The 15,506-nt window shown below is 64.3% G+C and carries 15 protein-coding genes; 3 read left to right on the plus strand and 12 right to left on the minus strand.

Going from position 1 to position 15,506, the window contains the following annotated elements:
• Window positions 1-43 precede the first annotated feature (43 nt).
• The 6 genes from NBW56_RS05750 to NBW56_RS05775 form a co-directional block, all read right to left on the minus strand.
• Window positions 44-1,645 (minus strand): Na+/H+ antiporter NhaC family protein, encoded by a 1,602-nt coding sequence (locus tag NBW56_RS05750; RefSeq protein WP_250258366.1) that lies wholly within the window; start codon window positions 1,643-1,645, stop codon window positions 44-46.
• Between the two features lie 117 nt (window positions 1,646-1,762).
• Entirely contained in the window at window positions 1,763-2,557 is a 795-nt protein-coding gene (locus tag NBW56_RS05755) for a sulfite exporter TauE/SafE family protein (RefSeq protein ID WP_250258367.1), read from the minus strand.
• 22 nt (window positions 2,558-2,579) lie between these two features.
• Complete coding sequence (gene gdhA / locus NBW56_RS05760) at window positions 2,580-3,920, minus strand: NADP-specific glutamate dehydrogenase (protein ID WP_250258369.1); 1,341 nt, start codon at window positions 3,918-3,920, stop codon at window positions 2,580-2,582.
• 138 nt (window positions 3,921-4,058) lie between these two features.
• Window positions 4,059-5,282 (minus strand): glycerophosphodiester phosphodiesterase family protein, encoded by a 1,224-nt coding sequence (locus NBW56_RS05765; protein WP_250258370.1) that lies wholly within the window; start codon window positions 5,280-5,282, stop codon window positions 4,059-4,061.
• Between the two features lie 111 nt (window positions 5,283-5,393).
• The gene (locus tag NBW56_RS05770; RefSeq protein ID WP_250258372.1) at window positions 5,394-6,662 is read right to left on the minus strand and encodes a phospholipase D-like domain-containing protein; all 1,269 of its coding nucleotides are present in this window, start codon (window positions 6,660-6,662) and stop codon (window positions 5,394-5,396) included.
• 3 nt (window positions 6,663-6,665) lie between these two features.
• Window positions 6,666-7,694 carry an ornithine cyclodeaminase family protein gene (locus NBW56_RS05775; protein ID WP_250258374.1) on the minus strand — a complete coding sequence of 343 codons (1,029 nt, stop codon included), beginning with the start codon at window positions 7,692-7,694 and terminating at the stop codon, window positions 6,666-6,668.
• Window positions 7,695-7,760: 66 nt separating this feature from the next.
• Here NBW56_RS05775 and NBW56_RS05780 point away from each other — a divergent pair, with 66 nt between their 5' ends.
• Together NBW56_RS05780 and NBW56_RS05785 are read left to right on the plus strand one after the other, a co-directional pair.
• Window positions 7,761-8,300 carry an NADPH-dependent FMN reductase gene (locus tag NBW56_RS05780; protein WP_250258376.1) on the plus strand — a complete coding sequence of 180 codons (540 nt, stop codon included), beginning with the start codon at window positions 7,761-7,763 and terminating at the stop codon, window positions 8,298-8,300.
• A 10-nt stretch (window positions 8,301-8,310) separates the two neighbouring features.
• A complete protein-coding gene (locus tag NBW56_RS05785; protein WP_250258378.1) occupies window positions 8,311-8,913 on the plus strand; it encodes a GNAT family N-acetyltransferase in 603 nt (200 codons plus the stop codon).
• A gap of 29 nt (window positions 8,914-8,942) precedes the next feature.
• On the opposite strand, the gene NBW56_RS05790 is transcribed toward NBW56_RS05785, so the two are convergent.
• Genes NBW56_RS05790 through NBW56_RS05810 form a run of 5 tightly spaced genes read right to left on the minus strand, consistent with a single transcriptional unit; the run spans window position 8,943 to window position 13,915 of the window.
• On the minus strand, window positions 8,943-10,493 hold the full coding sequence (locus tag NBW56_RS05790) for a PhnE/PtxC family ABC transporter permease (RefSeq protein ID WP_074298615.1): 1,551 nt from the start codon (window positions 10,491-10,493) through the stop codon (window positions 8,943-8,945).
• Complete coding sequence (locus tag NBW56_RS05795) at window positions 10,490-11,245, minus strand: phosphonate ABC transporter ATP-binding protein (protein WP_250258379.1); 756 nt, start codon at window positions 11,243-11,245, stop codon at window positions 10,490-10,492. The genes NBW56_RS05790 and NBW56_RS05795 overlap by 4 nt, the downstream gene beginning before the upstream one ends.
• A 1-nt stretch (window position 11,246) precedes the next feature.
• Entirely contained in the window at window positions 11,247-12,149 is a 903-nt protein-coding gene (locus NBW56_RS05800; protein ID WP_126846750.1) for a putative selenate ABC transporter substrate-binding protein, read from the minus strand.
• 33 nt (window positions 12,150-12,182) lie between these two features.
• Entirely contained in the window at window positions 12,183-13,295 is a 1,113-nt protein-coding gene (locus NBW56_RS05805) for an FUSC family protein (RefSeq protein ID WP_250258380.1), read from the minus strand.
• Window positions 13,296-13,348: 53 nt separating this feature from the next.
• Window positions 13,349-13,915 (minus strand): manganese efflux pump MntP, encoded by a 567-nt coding sequence (locus NBW56_RS05810; protein WP_250258381.1) that lies wholly within the window; start codon window positions 13,913-13,915, stop codon window positions 13,349-13,351.
• Between the two features lie 150 nt (window positions 13,916-14,065).
• Here NBW56_RS05810 and NBW56_RS05815 point away from each other — a divergent pair, with 150 nt between their 5' ends.
• Window positions 14,066-14,746, plus strand: coding sequence for a metal-dependent transcriptional regulator (locus tag NBW56_RS05815; protein ID WP_250258382.1), 681 nt, complete (start codon window positions 14,066-14,068; stop codon window positions 14,744-14,746).
• Here NBW56_RS05815 and NBW56_RS05820 read toward each other — a convergent pair.
• Complete coding sequence (locus NBW56_RS05820; RefSeq protein ID WP_250258383.1) at window positions 14,743-15,303, minus strand: TetR/AcrR family transcriptional regulator; 561 nt, start codon at window positions 15,301-15,303, stop codon at window positions 14,743-14,745. The two genes, NBW56_RS05815 and NBW56_RS05820, sit on opposite strands and share 4 nt — an antisense overlap.
• Window positions 15,304-15,506: the final 203 nt, after the last annotated feature.

Raw genomic sequence — 15,506 nt, forward strand, 5'->3', positions numbered from 1 at the left:
GCTAGAAATCGAGTCCTAACGGCATCTTGCCCAGCGGTGAATTTCAGGCTGCGCCAGCGGCAACACCGGAGTTCACGGATCGTTCACCGCCGCAACGCGCACGCAGCACGAGGGCCGCGGCGACGAGCACAAGAAGCGTCACGGCGAAGCCCGCGGGCGCCATTCCCGTTGCCGCAAACACGACGTAACCCACGAGCGAGGATCCGGCCGCGACGAGCGCATAGGGAAGCTGGGTGTTCACGTGCGTACTCACCTTGCAGCCGGCGCCCGTGCTCGACAGGATCGTCGTATCGGAAATCGGCGAGCAGTGATCGCCGAACACACTGCCGGCGATGACCGCGCCGAACGCCGCGACCAGAAGCTCATTGCCTCCGGGAGAAGCATTCATGAGCTGGCCCGCGAGCGGCAGCAGAATGCCGAAGGCACCCCACGAGGAGCCGGTCGCGAACGCCATGAGACCGGCCATCGCAAACAGGATCGGGACGAGCCAGTGGGCCGGGAGGTTCACGTTCGCAACGACGTCGGCGAGGAAGCTGCCCGTGCCGAGATCGCCAATGACGGCGCCGAGCATCCACGCGAGAAGAAGAATCGAAATCGCGGGAAGCATCGACTTCGCGCCCTGGAAAGCGCCACCGAAACGCACGGTTGAGGAGAAGACCGGGTTGGAGAGGGTGTAGCGGTACAGGTAGTAGAACGCGACGATGAGGCCGATGGCGCCGCCGACGTTGAGGGACAGCGCCACGTTGGCATTGGCCATCGTCGAGAAAAGATCCCACGCGCCGGCCTCGAGGCCGCCGGTGACGTACATTCCGCCCACGACACCGAGAATCAGCAGCACGAACGGGACGAGCAGGGCGCGCTTCGCGCCCGGTTCGTGACGCGGGAGCTTATCGGTCGCCTGGCTGGGAGCGTCCTTCTCGTCGGCGTGCACGCCCTCTCCTGCGAAGGCCCGCTCCTCTTCCTTACGCATGGGCCCGAAATTGAGCTGCCAGGCGATCACGAGCCACAAGAACACGAGCGCGGCAACCGCGTAAAAGTTCATGAGCGCGGCGCGCACGAAAGCCTCGACTTCACTCATCTGAAGAGCGGAGGCCGCGAGGATCGGCGACATGATGCCGATGAGGGAGGCACCCCAGCTCGAGAAGGGGATGAGCACGACGACGGGGGCCGCGCCCGAATCGATCAGGTACGAGAGCTTGGCGCGCGAGACGCGTTGCCGATCCGAGATGGGCCGCGCGATCTGCCCCACCGAAAGAGCGTTGAAATAATCGTCGATAAAGAACGAGAGGCTCAAAAGGCCCGTGAGGATTTGGGCCCCACGTCGTGTCTTCACGCGCTTTTCCACCCAGTCCGAGAACGCCGACGTCCCGCCAGCCATGAGGACGAGAGAGGTGATGATGCCGAGTTCGAGGAGGAAGGCGATGATGAGGATCGTGTACCAGTTCAGCCCGCCATCTTCCCACACGAGTCCGAGGGCGGCCTTACCGACCTCTTTGAGTGAGGCGAGTGGCGCGAAGTCCGCGATGAGGATCGCCCCCGAGACAACGCCCGCGAAGAGGGATATGAGCACGCGTTTCGTCACGATCACGAGGAGAATCGCGAGAAGTGGTGGAACGAGGGTGAGGATCGGGTAGGTCTCGACCACAATGACCTCCTAGGCGTGTCGCAGACGCAAGAACACCCCCACAGTAGGCGCGCTTGCCCCACGTGAAAAGTGCAATAGCCCCCGAGGGGATCGATACGTGGTGAAGGATACGTGTGCTTAGGCCGTCGCGAGCGTCAACACGCCTACCCCGGCGAGGAGAACCGCGAAAAGCGCCGTAAGGCTCGAGGGCTGTGCCTTCGCCGAAAGGGGCCCACCGACCATCCCACCGAGCACCGTTCCGGCCGCGAAGATGAGCACCGACGGCCAGTCGATATGCGTGGGGGTCCCGATTCTCGCAAGCAACGCCGCGGCGGAGGTCATGATCATGACGAGCAGGCTCGTGCCCGACGCCGCACGCATGGGCAGCCCGAGAGCGATCACAAGCATCGGCACGGCAAGGAACCCACCGCCCACTCCAAAAAAGCCCGTGAGGAGCCCCGTGGCACTCGCGGCAAGCACGAGGGCGAGCCGGGACGGTTGGGGTTCAGGTTCCGACGGTTGCCCAGCAAGCGTCGGCCCCGTCTCTTTCGCGTTCTCTTCGGCACGCAGTAGGCGCGCGCGGCGTGCCATCACTGCCGCAACAACGAGCAGTAGCACGCCGAAGCACAGCATGAGCGCGCGCTCGGGCACGAGGAGCGAGAGCCTCGAGGCAAGCGCCGCCCCCGCAATCGCGATCGCGCCGAAAATGGCGCCCTCTTTCCATCGCACGTTCCCGTGCTTTGCGGGGTGGCGGATCGCCACAACCGCGGTGAGACCCACGACGACGAGCGAGGCCCCCGTCGCGTCGTGGGGTGCCATGCCGAGCACGTAGACGAGCACGGGCACGGAAAGGATGCCCCCACCCGCGCCGAGGGCACCGACCACGAGGCCGATGCCCACGCCGATCACCGCCGCGAAAAGGACGGCATTCATCGCATCACCGCGAGCTGCACGCCTAGATCACACCGAAATCGAGCATCGCGTCAGCAACCTTCACGAAGCCCGCGATGTTGGCGCCCACAACGTAGTCGCCGGGGCGGCCGTACTCTTCGGCTGTCGCGGCGCACGTGTCGTGGATGTTCACCATGATGTCGGTGAGGCGTTTTTCGGTGTCCTCGAACGTCCACGAGTCACGCGCGGCGTTTTGCTGCATTTCGAGGGCGGAGGTCGCCACGCCGCCCGCATTGGCGGCCTTGCCGGGGCCGAAGGCGATGTTGGCCTCCTGGAAAAGGTCCACGGCTTCGGGGGTCGAGGGCATGTTCGCTCCTTCGGAAACCGCGATGAAACCGTTCTTGAGGAGAGTCTTCGCGCTTTCGCCGTCGAGCTCGTTCTGGGTAGCGGAGGGGATGGCGATCTCGCCGGGGACCTCCCACACGTTGCCACCCTCCACGAACCGCGCTTTGCCGCCGCGGCGCTCGGCGTACTCGTGGATGCGGCCGCGCTCGACCTCCTTGATCTGCTTGAGCAGGTCGAGGTCGATGCCTTCCTCGTCAACGACGTAGCCGCTCGAGTCGGAAGCGGTGATCGCGGTACCGCCGAGCTGCTGGGCCTTCTCAATGGCATAGAGCGCGACGTTGCCGGAGCCGGACACGAGCACGCGGCGGCCCTCGAAGCCGAGGCCTTTCGCCTTGAGCATTTCGTTCGCGAAGATCGCGGCGCCGTAGCCCGTGGCCTCCGTGCGCACGAGCGAGCCACCCCAGGCGAGCCCCTTGCCTGTAAGGGTGCCGGCATCGAAACGATTCGCGAGGCGCTTGTACTGGCCAAAGAGGTAGCCGATCTCGCGGCCGCCCACGCCGATGTCGCCCGCGGGGACGTCGGTATCGGGGCCAATATGGCGGAAGAGTTCGGTCATGAACGACTGGCAAAAGCGCATGATTTCGCCCTCGGACTTGCCGTGCGGATCGAAATCGGAGCCGCCCTTGCCGCCGCCAATCGGGAGGCCCGTGAGGGAGTTTTTGAAGATCTGCTCGAAGCCGAGGAACTTCACGATGCCGAGGTTCACGCTGCGGTGGAAGCGAAGGCCGCCCTTGTAGGGGCCGAGCGCCGAGTTGAACTCGATGCGGAAGCCGCGGTTCACCCGCACCTTTCCCTCGTCGTCCACCCACGGGACGCGGAAGATAATCTGCCGCTCAGGCTCGGCGATGCGCTCGAGGATCGCGGCTTCGGCGTATTCGGGGTGGCGCGCGTGGAGCAGTTCGAGGGACTCGAAAACCTCCTTGACCGCCTGGTGGAATTCGCTTTCACCCGGGTTGCGGCGTAAAACGGCGTCAAGAGTCGCGTCAAGTGATGTGGCCATCGATCGTCCTTCGTGGTGGTCGCGTGCGATTGTTGTCGTACACCTCGGCTGATACTGACTGGTAAAGGCGTACTTGAAAATCTACACGCCGCGGCCACCTTTCGGGAAACACGGGTCTCAATATGAGAAATGCCGAGACTAGTGGCCCGCGAGTTGCTCGATCGCCCAGCGCGGATCGTCAGTGGAAATCGACTCCGGACGAAGCGCCACGGCCTTTGTGAGCTGCCCTTCCGTGTTCACGGTCCACACGTTGATCTTGTAACCGCGCGCGCGTGCGTCCTCGGCGGCCTCGGGCGTGAGTCCGTCCACGCTGCAGCTGAGCCACGTGCATCCGAGCTCCTCGAGCGTGTCCCAGGTCGAATCCTCGACCGTGTTCACAAGGAGACCGAGCCCCACGTGCGGCGCGATCTCGTGCACAGCTGCGAGAGCCTCTGGCACAAAGGAAATGACCGTATCGCGCTCTCCGTGCCCCGGGCGCTTATCGTGGATGAGCTGCGCCGACGCCTTCGCCGCCGAGGCTACTTTGACCTCGACGTAGAGTTCGAGATCCTCCATTGCGAGGAGCTCCGTGAGAAGCGGAACGCCGTGGCCACCCTGGAGAGACACCTGCGCGAGTTCAGCATTCGTGAGGTCCTTGATCGCGCCCTTCGCGGGGAGCGAGGCCGGATCGGCCATGCGGTCGATCGTCTCGTCGTGCATGATGACCGGCGTGCCATCGGCACTTAGGTGCACGTCGCATTCGACGACGCTCGCGCCATCGATCTTCGCGCGCCGGAAACCCGCGAGGGTGTTTTCGGTCGTCACGAGAGCCGCGCCGCGATGCCCGACGATCACGGGACGGTACCCCTCAACCCCCGCGACCTCGACGCCCTCAGTTTGCGACGGGGCCGCGCCCGCTGTGGGCGCATCCTCCACAGCCGCGGGGGCACCCGTGCCCGCGCCCCGCTCGGGAAGGAAGTGATCGATGCTCGCGAGTACCGTGCGCAGGCCGTGATCGGCGTCGTCCGTCATCGAGCGCACCTCATCACCCGTGCTGAGCGTGCTCATGATGGTGGGGTCGATGCACTCGACGATGCTCTGCTCGTAGGTCTCCCCCGCGCGCACGACGACGTTGCACGGGAGGAGGGCCCCCATGGACTTATCCGCGTTGAGGGCGCGGCGCGCGAGCGTGGGGATGCACGCCCCGAGAATCACGTAGGGGCCGAGCTCCGCACCGGCTTCCGCGCCGATTTTGTTGGAGAGCGTGCCCTGCATGTTGAGTTCGTACACCACCCCGAAACCTTCTTCGGCGAGGGCGTGGCGAGTCGCCTCGAGGGCAACGTCAAAGGGCGCCGAGACCTGCACTCGGTGCGTGTACTTCACGGGAGACTCCTTTTCCTGAGGTGTGCGCTCTTTGCGCGTGATCGAGCCAGGCTAGGCCCGCAATCCCACGGGCGATTGACGCCCCGGTGGCCTCGAGGTGAACGAGCCGGGTTACATGACGGGGCGAAGTGGAACGAGCAGCTTCTCGGTCACCTTTTCAATCCCGGCGCGCGCCTTCCATTTTTCGGGATCGACCTCGTAGCAGTCCTTGAAGTCGGCCTCGAACACCTTCTCGAGCGCCTCGGCGAAGGCCGGGTCGGCAACTTCGAGGTTGGTTTCGTAGTTCAGCGCGAGAGAGAGCCGGTCGAGGTTCGCGGTTCCGACGGTTGCCCACATTCCGTCGATCGTCGCGATCTTCGAGTGGTTCATCGCGGGGGTGTAGAGAAAGATGCGCACGCCGGAATCGAGCAGATCCTGATAGAAGCCTCTCGCGACCCAGTCAACGACGACGTGGTTGGACTGCTCGGGGAGCATGAGGCGCACGTCGACCCCACGCGCCGCGGCCGCGCGCAGCGGCTCGAGGAGCTTGCCGTCGGGAACAAAGTACGGGGTCGAGAGCCAGATGTTCTTCTGGGCGCGTTCGATAGCCGCGAGGTACATGCGGCGAATCGGGTACACGGCCTGGAGCGGAAGGTTGGGGTGGACCTCGACGCGCGTGTTCCATGCGTTGGGCGCGATCCAGTCGATACGCTCGTCGGCGCGGCGATCCTCGTTCCACACGTTCACGAACGCTTGCCGCAGCTCCCACACGGCGGGCCCAACTTCGCGCACGTGGGTGTCGCGCCATTCGCTTTCGTAGGCGTCGCCGATATTGAAGCCGCCCACGTAGCCGATCTCGTCATCCACGACGAGAACCTTCGAGTGAATGAGGCCGGTGGAACGAATCGGTGCACGCCAGAATGACCCCGAGATGGGGTACATGCGGTGAACGTTGATGCGCTCATCAAGCTGCTCGAAGAACTGGCGAGGAACCACAAGGTTCGCGAACACGTCCCAAATGAGGAACACATCGACCCCACGCGCAGCCGCGTTGTTCACGGCGTCCATGAAGCGCTGCCCCACGCGGTCGCCCTTCCAAATGAAGGTCGCGAGCATCACCGTGTGCTCGGCATGATCGATCGACTCGATCATCGACTCGAAGAGATCCTCACCGCTCGTGAAGATCGTGATATCCGACTTCTCCACGGTCGAGTCAAACGTGCCCGGCTTGGGGGCGCGGCGCTTCTTGCGACCGCGTTTGGTGTAGGCGTCCATCGCGAGGAGCGTTCCCACAGCGACTGCTTGAGAGGCGGCAATCCCCGCAGTCGTCGCAAGTGCGGCCCGCCTCGCGAGGCGTTTTGCACGACCAATGGCGCTTTGCTGTGCAGTGTTCTCACTCATGGTTCAATTCTCGCAAGTCTTGCTGAAGTTTGCGTCCCCGTCCACGTGCTTTGCCACGGCAGCCGCCACCACAAGGTCCTGCCAGCTCATCCCCACCGTGGTAACGACCGTGGGGGTATCCGGAACGTTCACCTCACCTGCCGCCATAGTCGCCTCTTCGCCAAGGAGCGCCTTCATGCTCACGAGCGCGCTGTCGGCAAGGAACCCGTCGGCTATGGCGCGCACAACGTCCCCGTTCTCGCGCAAGGCCACAGCTTCATCCTCGACGATGACGCGGGCGCGGCCCATCGTCGCGGCGGGAACTTCACGCGTCTGAGGCGTATGCGCCCCAACGGCGAGCACGGCGGCGTGCGGCTGCACCCACGAATCCTCGAACACCGCCTCTGTCGCGGCGCTCGCGCACACAATGACGTCCGCGGCCTCAACAGCGGCGCGGCAAGCGTCGGACCCCGCACGCACCGCTCCAACCTCGCTCGCACACCCCTCCTCGCCGACCGCGAGCGCACTCGCGCTCACGCGATCCGGATTGCGCACTGCGTAGGTGACCGCGCCGAGCCCCTCGAACCCCACACCCCCGTCGCCGCATTCCGCCGCGAGGGCGCGCACGAGCCCCTCCCCCTGGACCCCCGCTCCGAAGGCGACGATATTCGGGCGGCGCGTGACGTGCGCAGCGATCGCCGAAAGCGCAGGTCGCGCCCCCGCAATCGCGACGGCGGGCGTACGCAGCGCCGTGAGGGCGATCCCCTCAACGAGCGAGTGCGGCGTGAGAGTTTCCGCATCGCACAGGAGATAGGTGCCCTGGATGAAGGGCCGGTCCTTCTCAGGGTTGTGCGGCGCGAGGGTGAGGATCTTGATCCCCGCATCCTTGCCAACGCTCGAGGGCATCGTGAGGAACTCGCCTGCATCGACAGGAGTGAAGGTGCGCTCGGGATCGCTCGCGGGGTCAAATCCCCGCTCGAGAGCGGCGGTCAAGGCGTCTGCCGCGGCGCGGTAGCCCAGGGCAAACACCTTTTCTGCGGTGAAGGTTTTCATGCCATCACTGTGTCATGCGTGACTTGAGGCGAGCCGAATTGAGGGATGGGAGCGTAGCCTCGACACATGCCCACGTTATTGATAATTCACGGAACGACGCGCCCCTCGCGCACGGGAATCCTCGTCTCCCGCGCGCTGGAAGCCCTCGCAAAGGACATCACGAACTTCGACGTCGAATTCGCGGATCTCAAGGAGATCAATTTGCCCTTCCTTGACGAGCTCGAGCCTCCCCGCGCCGGAAACTATCAGCGCCCACACACGCGAGCGTGGGCCACCACCGTGGACCGGGCCGACGCCGTCGTGTGGGCGACGCCCCAGTACAACGGCTCGTTTTCGGCTCCGCTCAAAAACGCGATCGACTACCTCGCGGCGGAGTGGGAGGGCAAGCCGCTTGGCATCATCGCGTGGGGTTACCACAATGGCGGGCTGGACGCGGCGCGCGCGCTCGCGCCCGTTGCCGCTTCCCTTCGCATGAGGCTCGTCGAGCCGCTCCTCGGTTACACGAGCTACGGCGCTGACCTCAAAGACGGCTCCCTCGCCATCAGTGAGGAATGGACCCAGAACGCCACAGCCCTCCTCAAAGGTCTCGAAGAGCATTCGGCGTAGGATGCTCCGCATGCCCACTTCACCTCTTCGCCTCGCCGGCGACTTCGTTGTTCTCGAACCGCTCTCACTCGACCACCTCGAGGGCCTCAAGGATGCGGTGAGCGACGGCGAATTGTGGAAACTCTGGTACGCGAACATCGCGAAGCCCGCGGAAATGCGCCAGGACATCGAGAGGCGCCTCACGTTGCGCGACGAAGGGTCAATGATCCCCTACACGGTCATCCGAAAGGTCGATGACGACGCCGGCTACATTGCCGGGCTGACGTGCATCCTCAACATTGACCGAGCGAACCGGGTCGCTGAGATCGGCGCCACGTGGTACGCGCGAAGCGTCCAGGGCACCGCCGTGAACCCCGAGGCGAAGTTTCTTCTCTTGCGCCACCTCTTCGAGGTCGAGAAATTCCAGCGCATCGAGTTGCGCACGCATGCCCTCAACCGGCACTCACGTGCCGCCATCGAAAAACTCGGGGCGACATTCGAAGGGATTATGCGGCGTCATCGCGTTCTCAAGAACGGCACGACGCGCGACACCGCCCTCTACTCGATCCTCGACTACGAATGGCCCACCGTGCGTGCGCACCTCGAGCACCGGCTCGCGCAAGCGCGGGCCTAAAAGGGCGTTCGGTTCCGACGGTGGCCGCCCTACCTCCAGGCTTTTCGTGCCGAGGCGCTCACGAGGTCCACGAGGATCGAGAGCACGAGAAGGGCGAGGACGACCGTGAGCATCGAGGAATAGTCGAAGGCCGTGCGTTCGGCCTCGAGAACGCGGCCAAGGCCACCCGCGCCAACAACGCCAACCACGACGCTTTCGCGAATGGTCACTTCCCACCGGTAGAGGCTGTAGGCGGAAAATCGGCCTTTCACGAGCGGAACCACTCCGTAGACGGCCTCGACAAGGCGGCTCGCTCCAGCATGGCGCAGGGCGAGCGAGGGGCGGCGATCGACCGTTTCAAGAGACTCGGCGTAGAGGCGTCCGAGTACGCCCGCGTTGTAGATGCCGAGTGCGAGGGCGCCGGGGAGTGGTCCCGGGAAAAGCACAAAGAGCAAGAGGAGAGCCCACACGGGCGGCGAGGTCACGCGCACGAGCAAGAGGATCGCGCGGGCGAGGGCACCGAGGGCTTCACGCGCGACGTGCAGCGTGCCACGCTCCCCCTCGGGAGTCACGGGAGGTGGCGTGGCAACAAACGCCATGACACCGCCGAGGAGCGAGGCCACGGCAATCGCCGCGATCGACATCGTGACCGTGAGTGCACAGTCCACCAGCAACTGCGGCAGTGTCGACGGAAGTGTGGGCGGGAGCGCCTTTTCAGCAACGCGCGCGGCACGTTCGGCGATCCGCACGAGATCGAGCTTGACGATGTTCACGCGCAAGTGAAATGCCGAGAGAAGAAGAAGCACCGCGATGGCAATCGACGAACCGAGCATGAACCGGCGTGAAGGGTCACGAAGTTCCCGGCTCCACCATTCGCACGCGAGCCCCACGATAAGAAGCGCGTACATCACGGTCCACATTCGCTCAAAAGCGAGGCCCTGAAACGCCGTCGACAGCTCGAAGCCGAGACCACCCACGCCGAGCATGCCGAGGATCACCGCAGCGCGAAGCGAGCAATCAAGCCGGTAGAAGGCGTAGGCCACGAAATCCTTCCACACGCGCGGGAGGGTCCCGTACGCGAAGGCCGCAACCTTCCCCGCACCCGCGAGGCGGAGCGCATCCGAGGGGCCCGTAGCGGTCTCATCGATGATCTCCGCGTAGACCTTCGCGGTGATCGCCCCGAACGGTATCCCGATGGCAAGTACCCCCACGAGGGGATCTCTCCCGAGCACGAGCAGAAGCGCGACCGCCCATACCGTTTCGTGCACGCCGCGCGGAAGCGCACACGCGAGGCGCGCCGTGATCCACGCCGTGCGGGATCGCCACCAGCCCTCACTCATGATGACTCCGCCGACGAAACCGATCACGACCGCGAGGGCCGTGCCGAGTACGGAAAACGCGAGCGTCGTGAAAGTCGCCTCGAGGATGCGCGAAACGTAGGAGAAACTCAGCTCAGGGGAGAAAGCCGCGAGCCAAAACCGGGCAAGCGTCGGAAAACCCCCCGGTGCCAGGGCGACGCCCGGCATGACACTCACAACCGACACGAGAACCGCGCCGAGGGCGGCGATACTCCACCATCGCGCGCTGCGCACTTTCGTCATGCGTCGATCCTGTAGAGGGCCCTTGTGCGCTCAGCATCCACATCGCCCGCGGGCAGATCGAACTCGATGTTTCCCGCACGCAGGCCCACGACGCGATCGGCACACTCGGTCGCGACCTTCGGGTCGTGGAGGCTCACGATGAGTGCGGCGCCCGTCGAGTCAACGACGCGCGTGAGGATCGCCATGACTTCGCGCGCGCGGGCCGGGTCGAGCGCGGCAATCGGCTCATCGGCGAGGATCAAGTCAGGCCGCTGCACGAGAATGCGGGCGAGGGCAACCCGCTGTTGCTCTCCCCCCGAGAGAAGTCCCGTGCGCCTCGAGGCGAGGTGGGCGATGCCGAGCTCCCGCATGGCACTCTCGGCGACCTCGCGCTCGCGCGGGAAGGCGAGCGAAGTAAGCGCGCGAACACTCCCCCAACGGCCAAGGTTGCCCGCGAGAACGTTCTGGAGCGCCGAAAGTGGCTCGACGAGATGGAGGCCCTGGTGGACCGTGCCGATTCCGGCACGCGCGGCCCGAAGCTGCCGGCCGGAAAGCTCGGCGAGGTTCTTCCCCGCGATACGCACCGTTCCGGCACTCGGGCTCACGGCCGCCGTGCACACGCGCAGGAGTGTGCTCTTGCCCGCGCCGCTCGGGCCGATGAGCGCAACCCTCTCGCCGGGAGCAACGGTGAGGCTCCCGGCGAAAGCGCAACGTTCGCCAAAGCGCACCTCGACGTTCTCGAGGTGCGCTGCGGCCGTGTCGCGACCGGTCATGCTAGCCGAGCAGATCCAGTTTCTCGGCGGCCTCTTCGATGCGTGCGTAATCTTCGGGCTTCGCGTCGATGATGCTGCCAGCCTTGTAGAGTTCGAGCACGGCCTTGCCGTCCTCGTCCTCGTGCATCGCGAAGAGGGCGTCCTTGAGTTTCTGGGCAAAGCCCTCACCAAAGTCCTTCTCGGCCTCTTCCCGAAGGATCCAGTGGTAGTCGTGGAACGTGGGCGTCTCGAAAACGGCGATGACCTTCTCGGTATCGAGCATGCCTTCTTCGAGGCGGCTCCTCCACACCTGCGCGTTCACGGCACCGCCCTCGTAGGTGCCGGCTTGCACAAGCTCGATGGTCTTATCGTGCGAGCCGGAGAAACCTGGCTCGCCCGCGAGGTCGCCCTCTTCAACACCCGCTTCGGCGAGGAATGACGACGGCATGAGGCGGCCCGAGGTCGATGTTTCCGATCCGAACGTGAAGCGCTTACCCGCATAGACCGAGAGGCCCGCAACGTCGCTCACGGGCGCGATGCCGGAATCGGCGCTCGCGATGAAGATGCTCGTGAACTTTTCGTCGATATCGCGCTGACCGATGATCGTGACATCCGGGTTCTGCTTGCGGGCTTGCACCCCCGTGAGACCCCCGTAAAACACGAGGTCGAGATCGCCCGTGCCGAGCTGCGCGACCGACGCGGAGTAGTCGGGAACGGCAACGTACTCAACATCCCGTTCAAGCTTCTTCGCAAGATACTCGGCGAATGCTTCCTCACGTTCGGTGAGCACATCCGGATCCTGATCCGGAATTGCGCTCACGCGAAGGGGGCGCGAAGAATCCTCAGAAGATGACCCGCATGCGGCGAGAAAGGAAAGGGCGGGAAGTGCGGCGGCAGCCTGGATGACCCGGCGTCGCGAAACCATTAAAAAAATCCTTATCAGCAGGGAGAACGGACGTTATCGAATCTTACGCGACGCCCATCGCCGCTCCACAATCAGTCCAAATACGACGACGGCGATACCGACGCAGGCACCGATCGACGTTTCAACGATGCGGGGAACAAGCATCTCGTAGTTTCGCTCGGGATTTGCGAGATGCACCATGAGCAGCGCGAGTGGGGTGACGAACACGAGCCCGAGCGAGTAATTGCGCGTGACGAACATTTCCGCAAGGAACTGCATCACGACGATCCATACGACCGTTTGCCACGGCTCGCTCGGGAACGACATGAGGAACGCCGCAATCACGACACCAAGAACGGTCCCCACGACGCGATGGAGGGCGCGGTTGACTTGCCCTAGTCGACGCGTCTCGGAAAGTGGGGCGACGGCGGCCACCTGCGCCCAGTACGGCGAGGGGATCATAAGTGCGGTCGAAATGCTCCCCGCGAGTAGTGTCGCCGAAGAAAACCGCCCCGCATCCTGCACATAATCCGCGCGGGATACGCGCTCGGGCGCGGGAACCGCACGCCCCGTGTTCGCTTCACCGAGCACGTGAAAAAGCGCGCTAAACGCCAGGGAAATCACCACGCTTCCGCCGCCAACCAGGAGTGGCACCCACAGGGGAAAGTTATGCGGGCTCGTGGCGATGGCGGTCGAAGCGAAAACGAAAAACAGCACGCCCCTTGGGCGCAAGCCAAAGCGGGGCACGAGGCCCGACGTCAGGGCGGCAACAATCGTGCCAACGATGACGACGATCCAGGCCCCGGGAAGCGTCGGCACGAGCGCCCCAACGTGACGCGCGGCCGTCGCAAAAACCTCACACGCCACAAGGGCACTTCCCGCGATGGCTTGCTGGCGCACGCGTTCGCGCGTGGGCACGAATCGACCGTACAGCGAGCTGAAGGTGCCAAATGACGCAAACAGCGAAAGGTCAAGGCGCCCCAGCAGAAGGAGAATCACGAGGGGAAGGGCCACCGAAAAGGAGATGCGCACGGCGGGGACGAACTCTCCCCGCGCCTCGCCAAGGGTCACAAATGTGCGGGCGCTCGAGCCCACGTGCTCTCTCGCTTCGGCAGGAATCGCGTGCAGAAATGTTCGGTGGTGGCGGGAAACGTGAGATTCAGGCACGTTCTTCAGGATAAAACCATCCAAATTGAACGTGCATCAGCGCTAGCGGAAACTCACGCCGCGAGGTGTTCGATGAGGATCTTGAGGCCGAGGGCAATGAGCACCACGCCGCCGCCGATTTCTGCGGGCTTGCGGAAGCGGGCGCCGACCCGGTGACCAATGATGACCGCGAGGAAGGACATCACGAAGGTGACGGCGGCAATCACGAGCGCGGCCTGAACGATGTTCACGGCGAGCATCGCAAACGACACCCCGATCGCGGCGGCGTCAATGCTCGTGCCAATTCCCAACACGAGAATCTTCTTGAGGTCGAAACCCGCATCCTCACGCTGTTCGCGAACATCCTCGGGGGCAAAGGCCTCGCGGATCATGAGGCCGCCGGGAAGCGCGAGCAGCGCGAAGGCGATCCAGTGGTCGACGGGCGCGAGAATCTGCGAGAACTGCGACGCGAGAGCCCACCCGAGTACGGGCATGAGCCCCTGGAATGCGCCAAACACGACCGCGATGAGCACCGCGGCCCGGTAGGAGAGTTGCCGCATCTGGACGCCCTGCGTAAGTGCGGCGGCGAAGGCATCGGCGGCAAGGCCGATACCCACAAGAAGGATTGCGAAGATGTCCACGTTTTCCCACACTTTCGCGCCCGTGAGTGGTGTGTCTAGAGGAAACCGAAAGTGAGGACGTCCAAACAATTTGACGGGCCCTATCTCGCGGGCGATTCTTGAAGCGGGCCGAAGGGCCCTTCGCTGCCCGCGCATGAGAGGCCCATCCCCATGAAAGCCACGCCGGAACCGACCAGGGTCACCGAGGACTACCTCGCTGTTATCTGGAAGGCAACCGAATGGCCAGACGACGGGCACGCCCCCGCGACGAGTGCGATTGCTTCCGCACTCGGCGTCTCGCTCTCGACCGTTTCCGCGCAACTCAAACGCCTCGCGGGCGACGGCCTCCTCAACTATCGCCCCTACGGCGCGATCACCCTCACGAGCGAGGGCGAGAAAATCGCCCGCGAGGTCGTGCGACGCCACCGCATTCTGGAGACTTTCCTCGTAGAACACCTCGGATTCGCGTGGGACGAAGTGCACGAAGAAGCGGACCGGCTCGAACACGCGACGAGCGACAGGCTCATCGCACGCATGGACGATCTCCTCGGGCACCCCGCGGTCGATCCGCACGGAGACCCCATCCCGTGCGATATTCACGAGGCACCGTCACCGGGGGTCCCTCTCGCTCGCTGCGTGGAGGGGCAAAGGCTCGTTGTTTCGCGGGTCTCCGACGAAAACCCGGACATCCTGCGCTACTGCGCGAAGCGTGGCCTCGCACCCGGGGCGCACCTCACGATTCTCGAGAGGCTTGACTCGACAGGCCTCATGAGCATCGAGATGGAGCAAGGGCAGGTCGAACTGAGTGCCCAGATCGCCGGCGCGATCAGGGCGGTACCCAAAGGCGATTAAGCGCGCTGCTCGCGCGCCTCGGCACGCGCCACGAGGCGCGCGACGAGCTTTGCCCTGTTGGCTTCGGAAATCGGGCGTCCGCTGAGGTGGTTGTATACCCACAGCCCCGCACTCAGAACGTGATCCTCGAGGCGCTCGAGATCCTCATCACTCTCCACATTTTCACTCGGGTTGAGAAGCCAGCGCTCGTCAATGTCATCCCAGGCCCTCTCATAGTCACGGTGGCTGAGCGCCTGAATGTTGAGAAGAATCTCGGCGAGTGGCTCTTCGCGCTCGAGCGCACTGACGAGCGCGCGCTCGCGCTGTGCCGGCGTGAGGTCCTCGGGGGCTTTGCCGCCGCTTACGCGAACAAGCTCGCGCTCCCACAGGTGCGCGGCGTACCGGTGAAGCTCGATGAGGAGGTCGTGGCGCGAAGGGAAGTGATAAATGAGGCCGGATTTCGACATCCCGGTTGCTTCCGCGAGCGAATCGAACGTGAGTCCCTCGACGCCACCGCACTCGGTGACGAGGTGGTAAGCGACCTTCAGAGCAAACTCTTTCTTGCTGGTTCTGGGCATGGGGGGTCCTAGGGGGCGGGGATCAGCGGTGAGGGGAGTGCTTTTCAAAATAACAACGTTTGTTACCGTCCGTGGCAGATAGCGACTGAACGCGAGGTATGCCACATTTCTTACAGACGTAAGCGACACCTCTTTACATCTGTAAATCACTGGTCTACTTTTGATCCGGTCGAAAAGACTGACACCTGTAAATAAGAGCAGAG

Source organism: Dermabacter sp. Marseille-Q3180, assembly GCF_940792985.1.
Classification (GTDB): domain Bacteria; phylum Actinomycetota; class Actinomycetes; order Actinomycetales; family Dermabacteraceae; genus Dermabacter; species Dermabacter vaginalis.

Coding starts and splice junctions, on each gene's coding strand:
- NBW56_RS05755 (WP_250258367.1), bottom strand. CDS start 2,557: ATGAATGCCGTCCTTTTCGCGGCGGTGATCGGCGTGGGCATCGGCCTC.
- NBW56_RS05800 (WP_126846750.1), bottom strand. CDS start 12,149: ATGGTTTCGCGACGCCGGGTCATCCAGGCTGCCGCCGCACTTCCCGCC.
- NBW56_RS05795 (WP_250258379.1), bottom strand. CDS start 11,245: ATGACCGGTCGCGACACGGCCGCAGCGCACCTCGAGAACGTCGAGGTG.
- gdhA (WP_250258369.1), bottom strand. CDS start 3,920: ATGGCCACATCACTTGACGCGACTCTTGACGCCGTTTTACGCCGCAAC.
- NBW56_RS05770 (WP_250258372.1), bottom strand. CDS start 6,662: ATGAGTGAGAACACTGCACAGCAAAGCGCCATTGGTCGTGCAAAACGC.
- NBW56_RS05785 (WP_250258378.1), top strand. CDS start 8,311: ATGCCCACTTCACCTCTTCGCCTCGCCGGCGACTTCGTTGTTCTCGAA.
- NBW56_RS05780 (WP_250258376.1), top strand. CDS start 7,761: ATGCCCACGTTATTGATAATTCACGGAACGACGCGCCCCTCGCGCACG.
- NBW56_RS05820 (WP_250258383.1), bottom strand. CDS start 15,303: ATGCCCAGAACCAGCAAGAAAGAGTTTGCTCTGAAGGTCGCTTACCAC.
- NBW56_RS05775 (WP_250258374.1), bottom strand. CDS start 7,694: ATGAAAACCTTCACCGCAGAAAAGGTGTTTGCCCTGGGCTACCGCGCC.
- NBW56_RS05815 (WP_250258382.1), top strand. CDS start 14,066: ATGAAAGCCACGCCGGAACCGACCAGGGTCACCGAGGACTACCTCGCT.
- NBW56_RS05790 (WP_074298615.1), bottom strand. CDS start 10,493: ATGACGAAAGTGCGCAGCGCGCGATGGTGGAGTATCGCCGCCCTCGGC.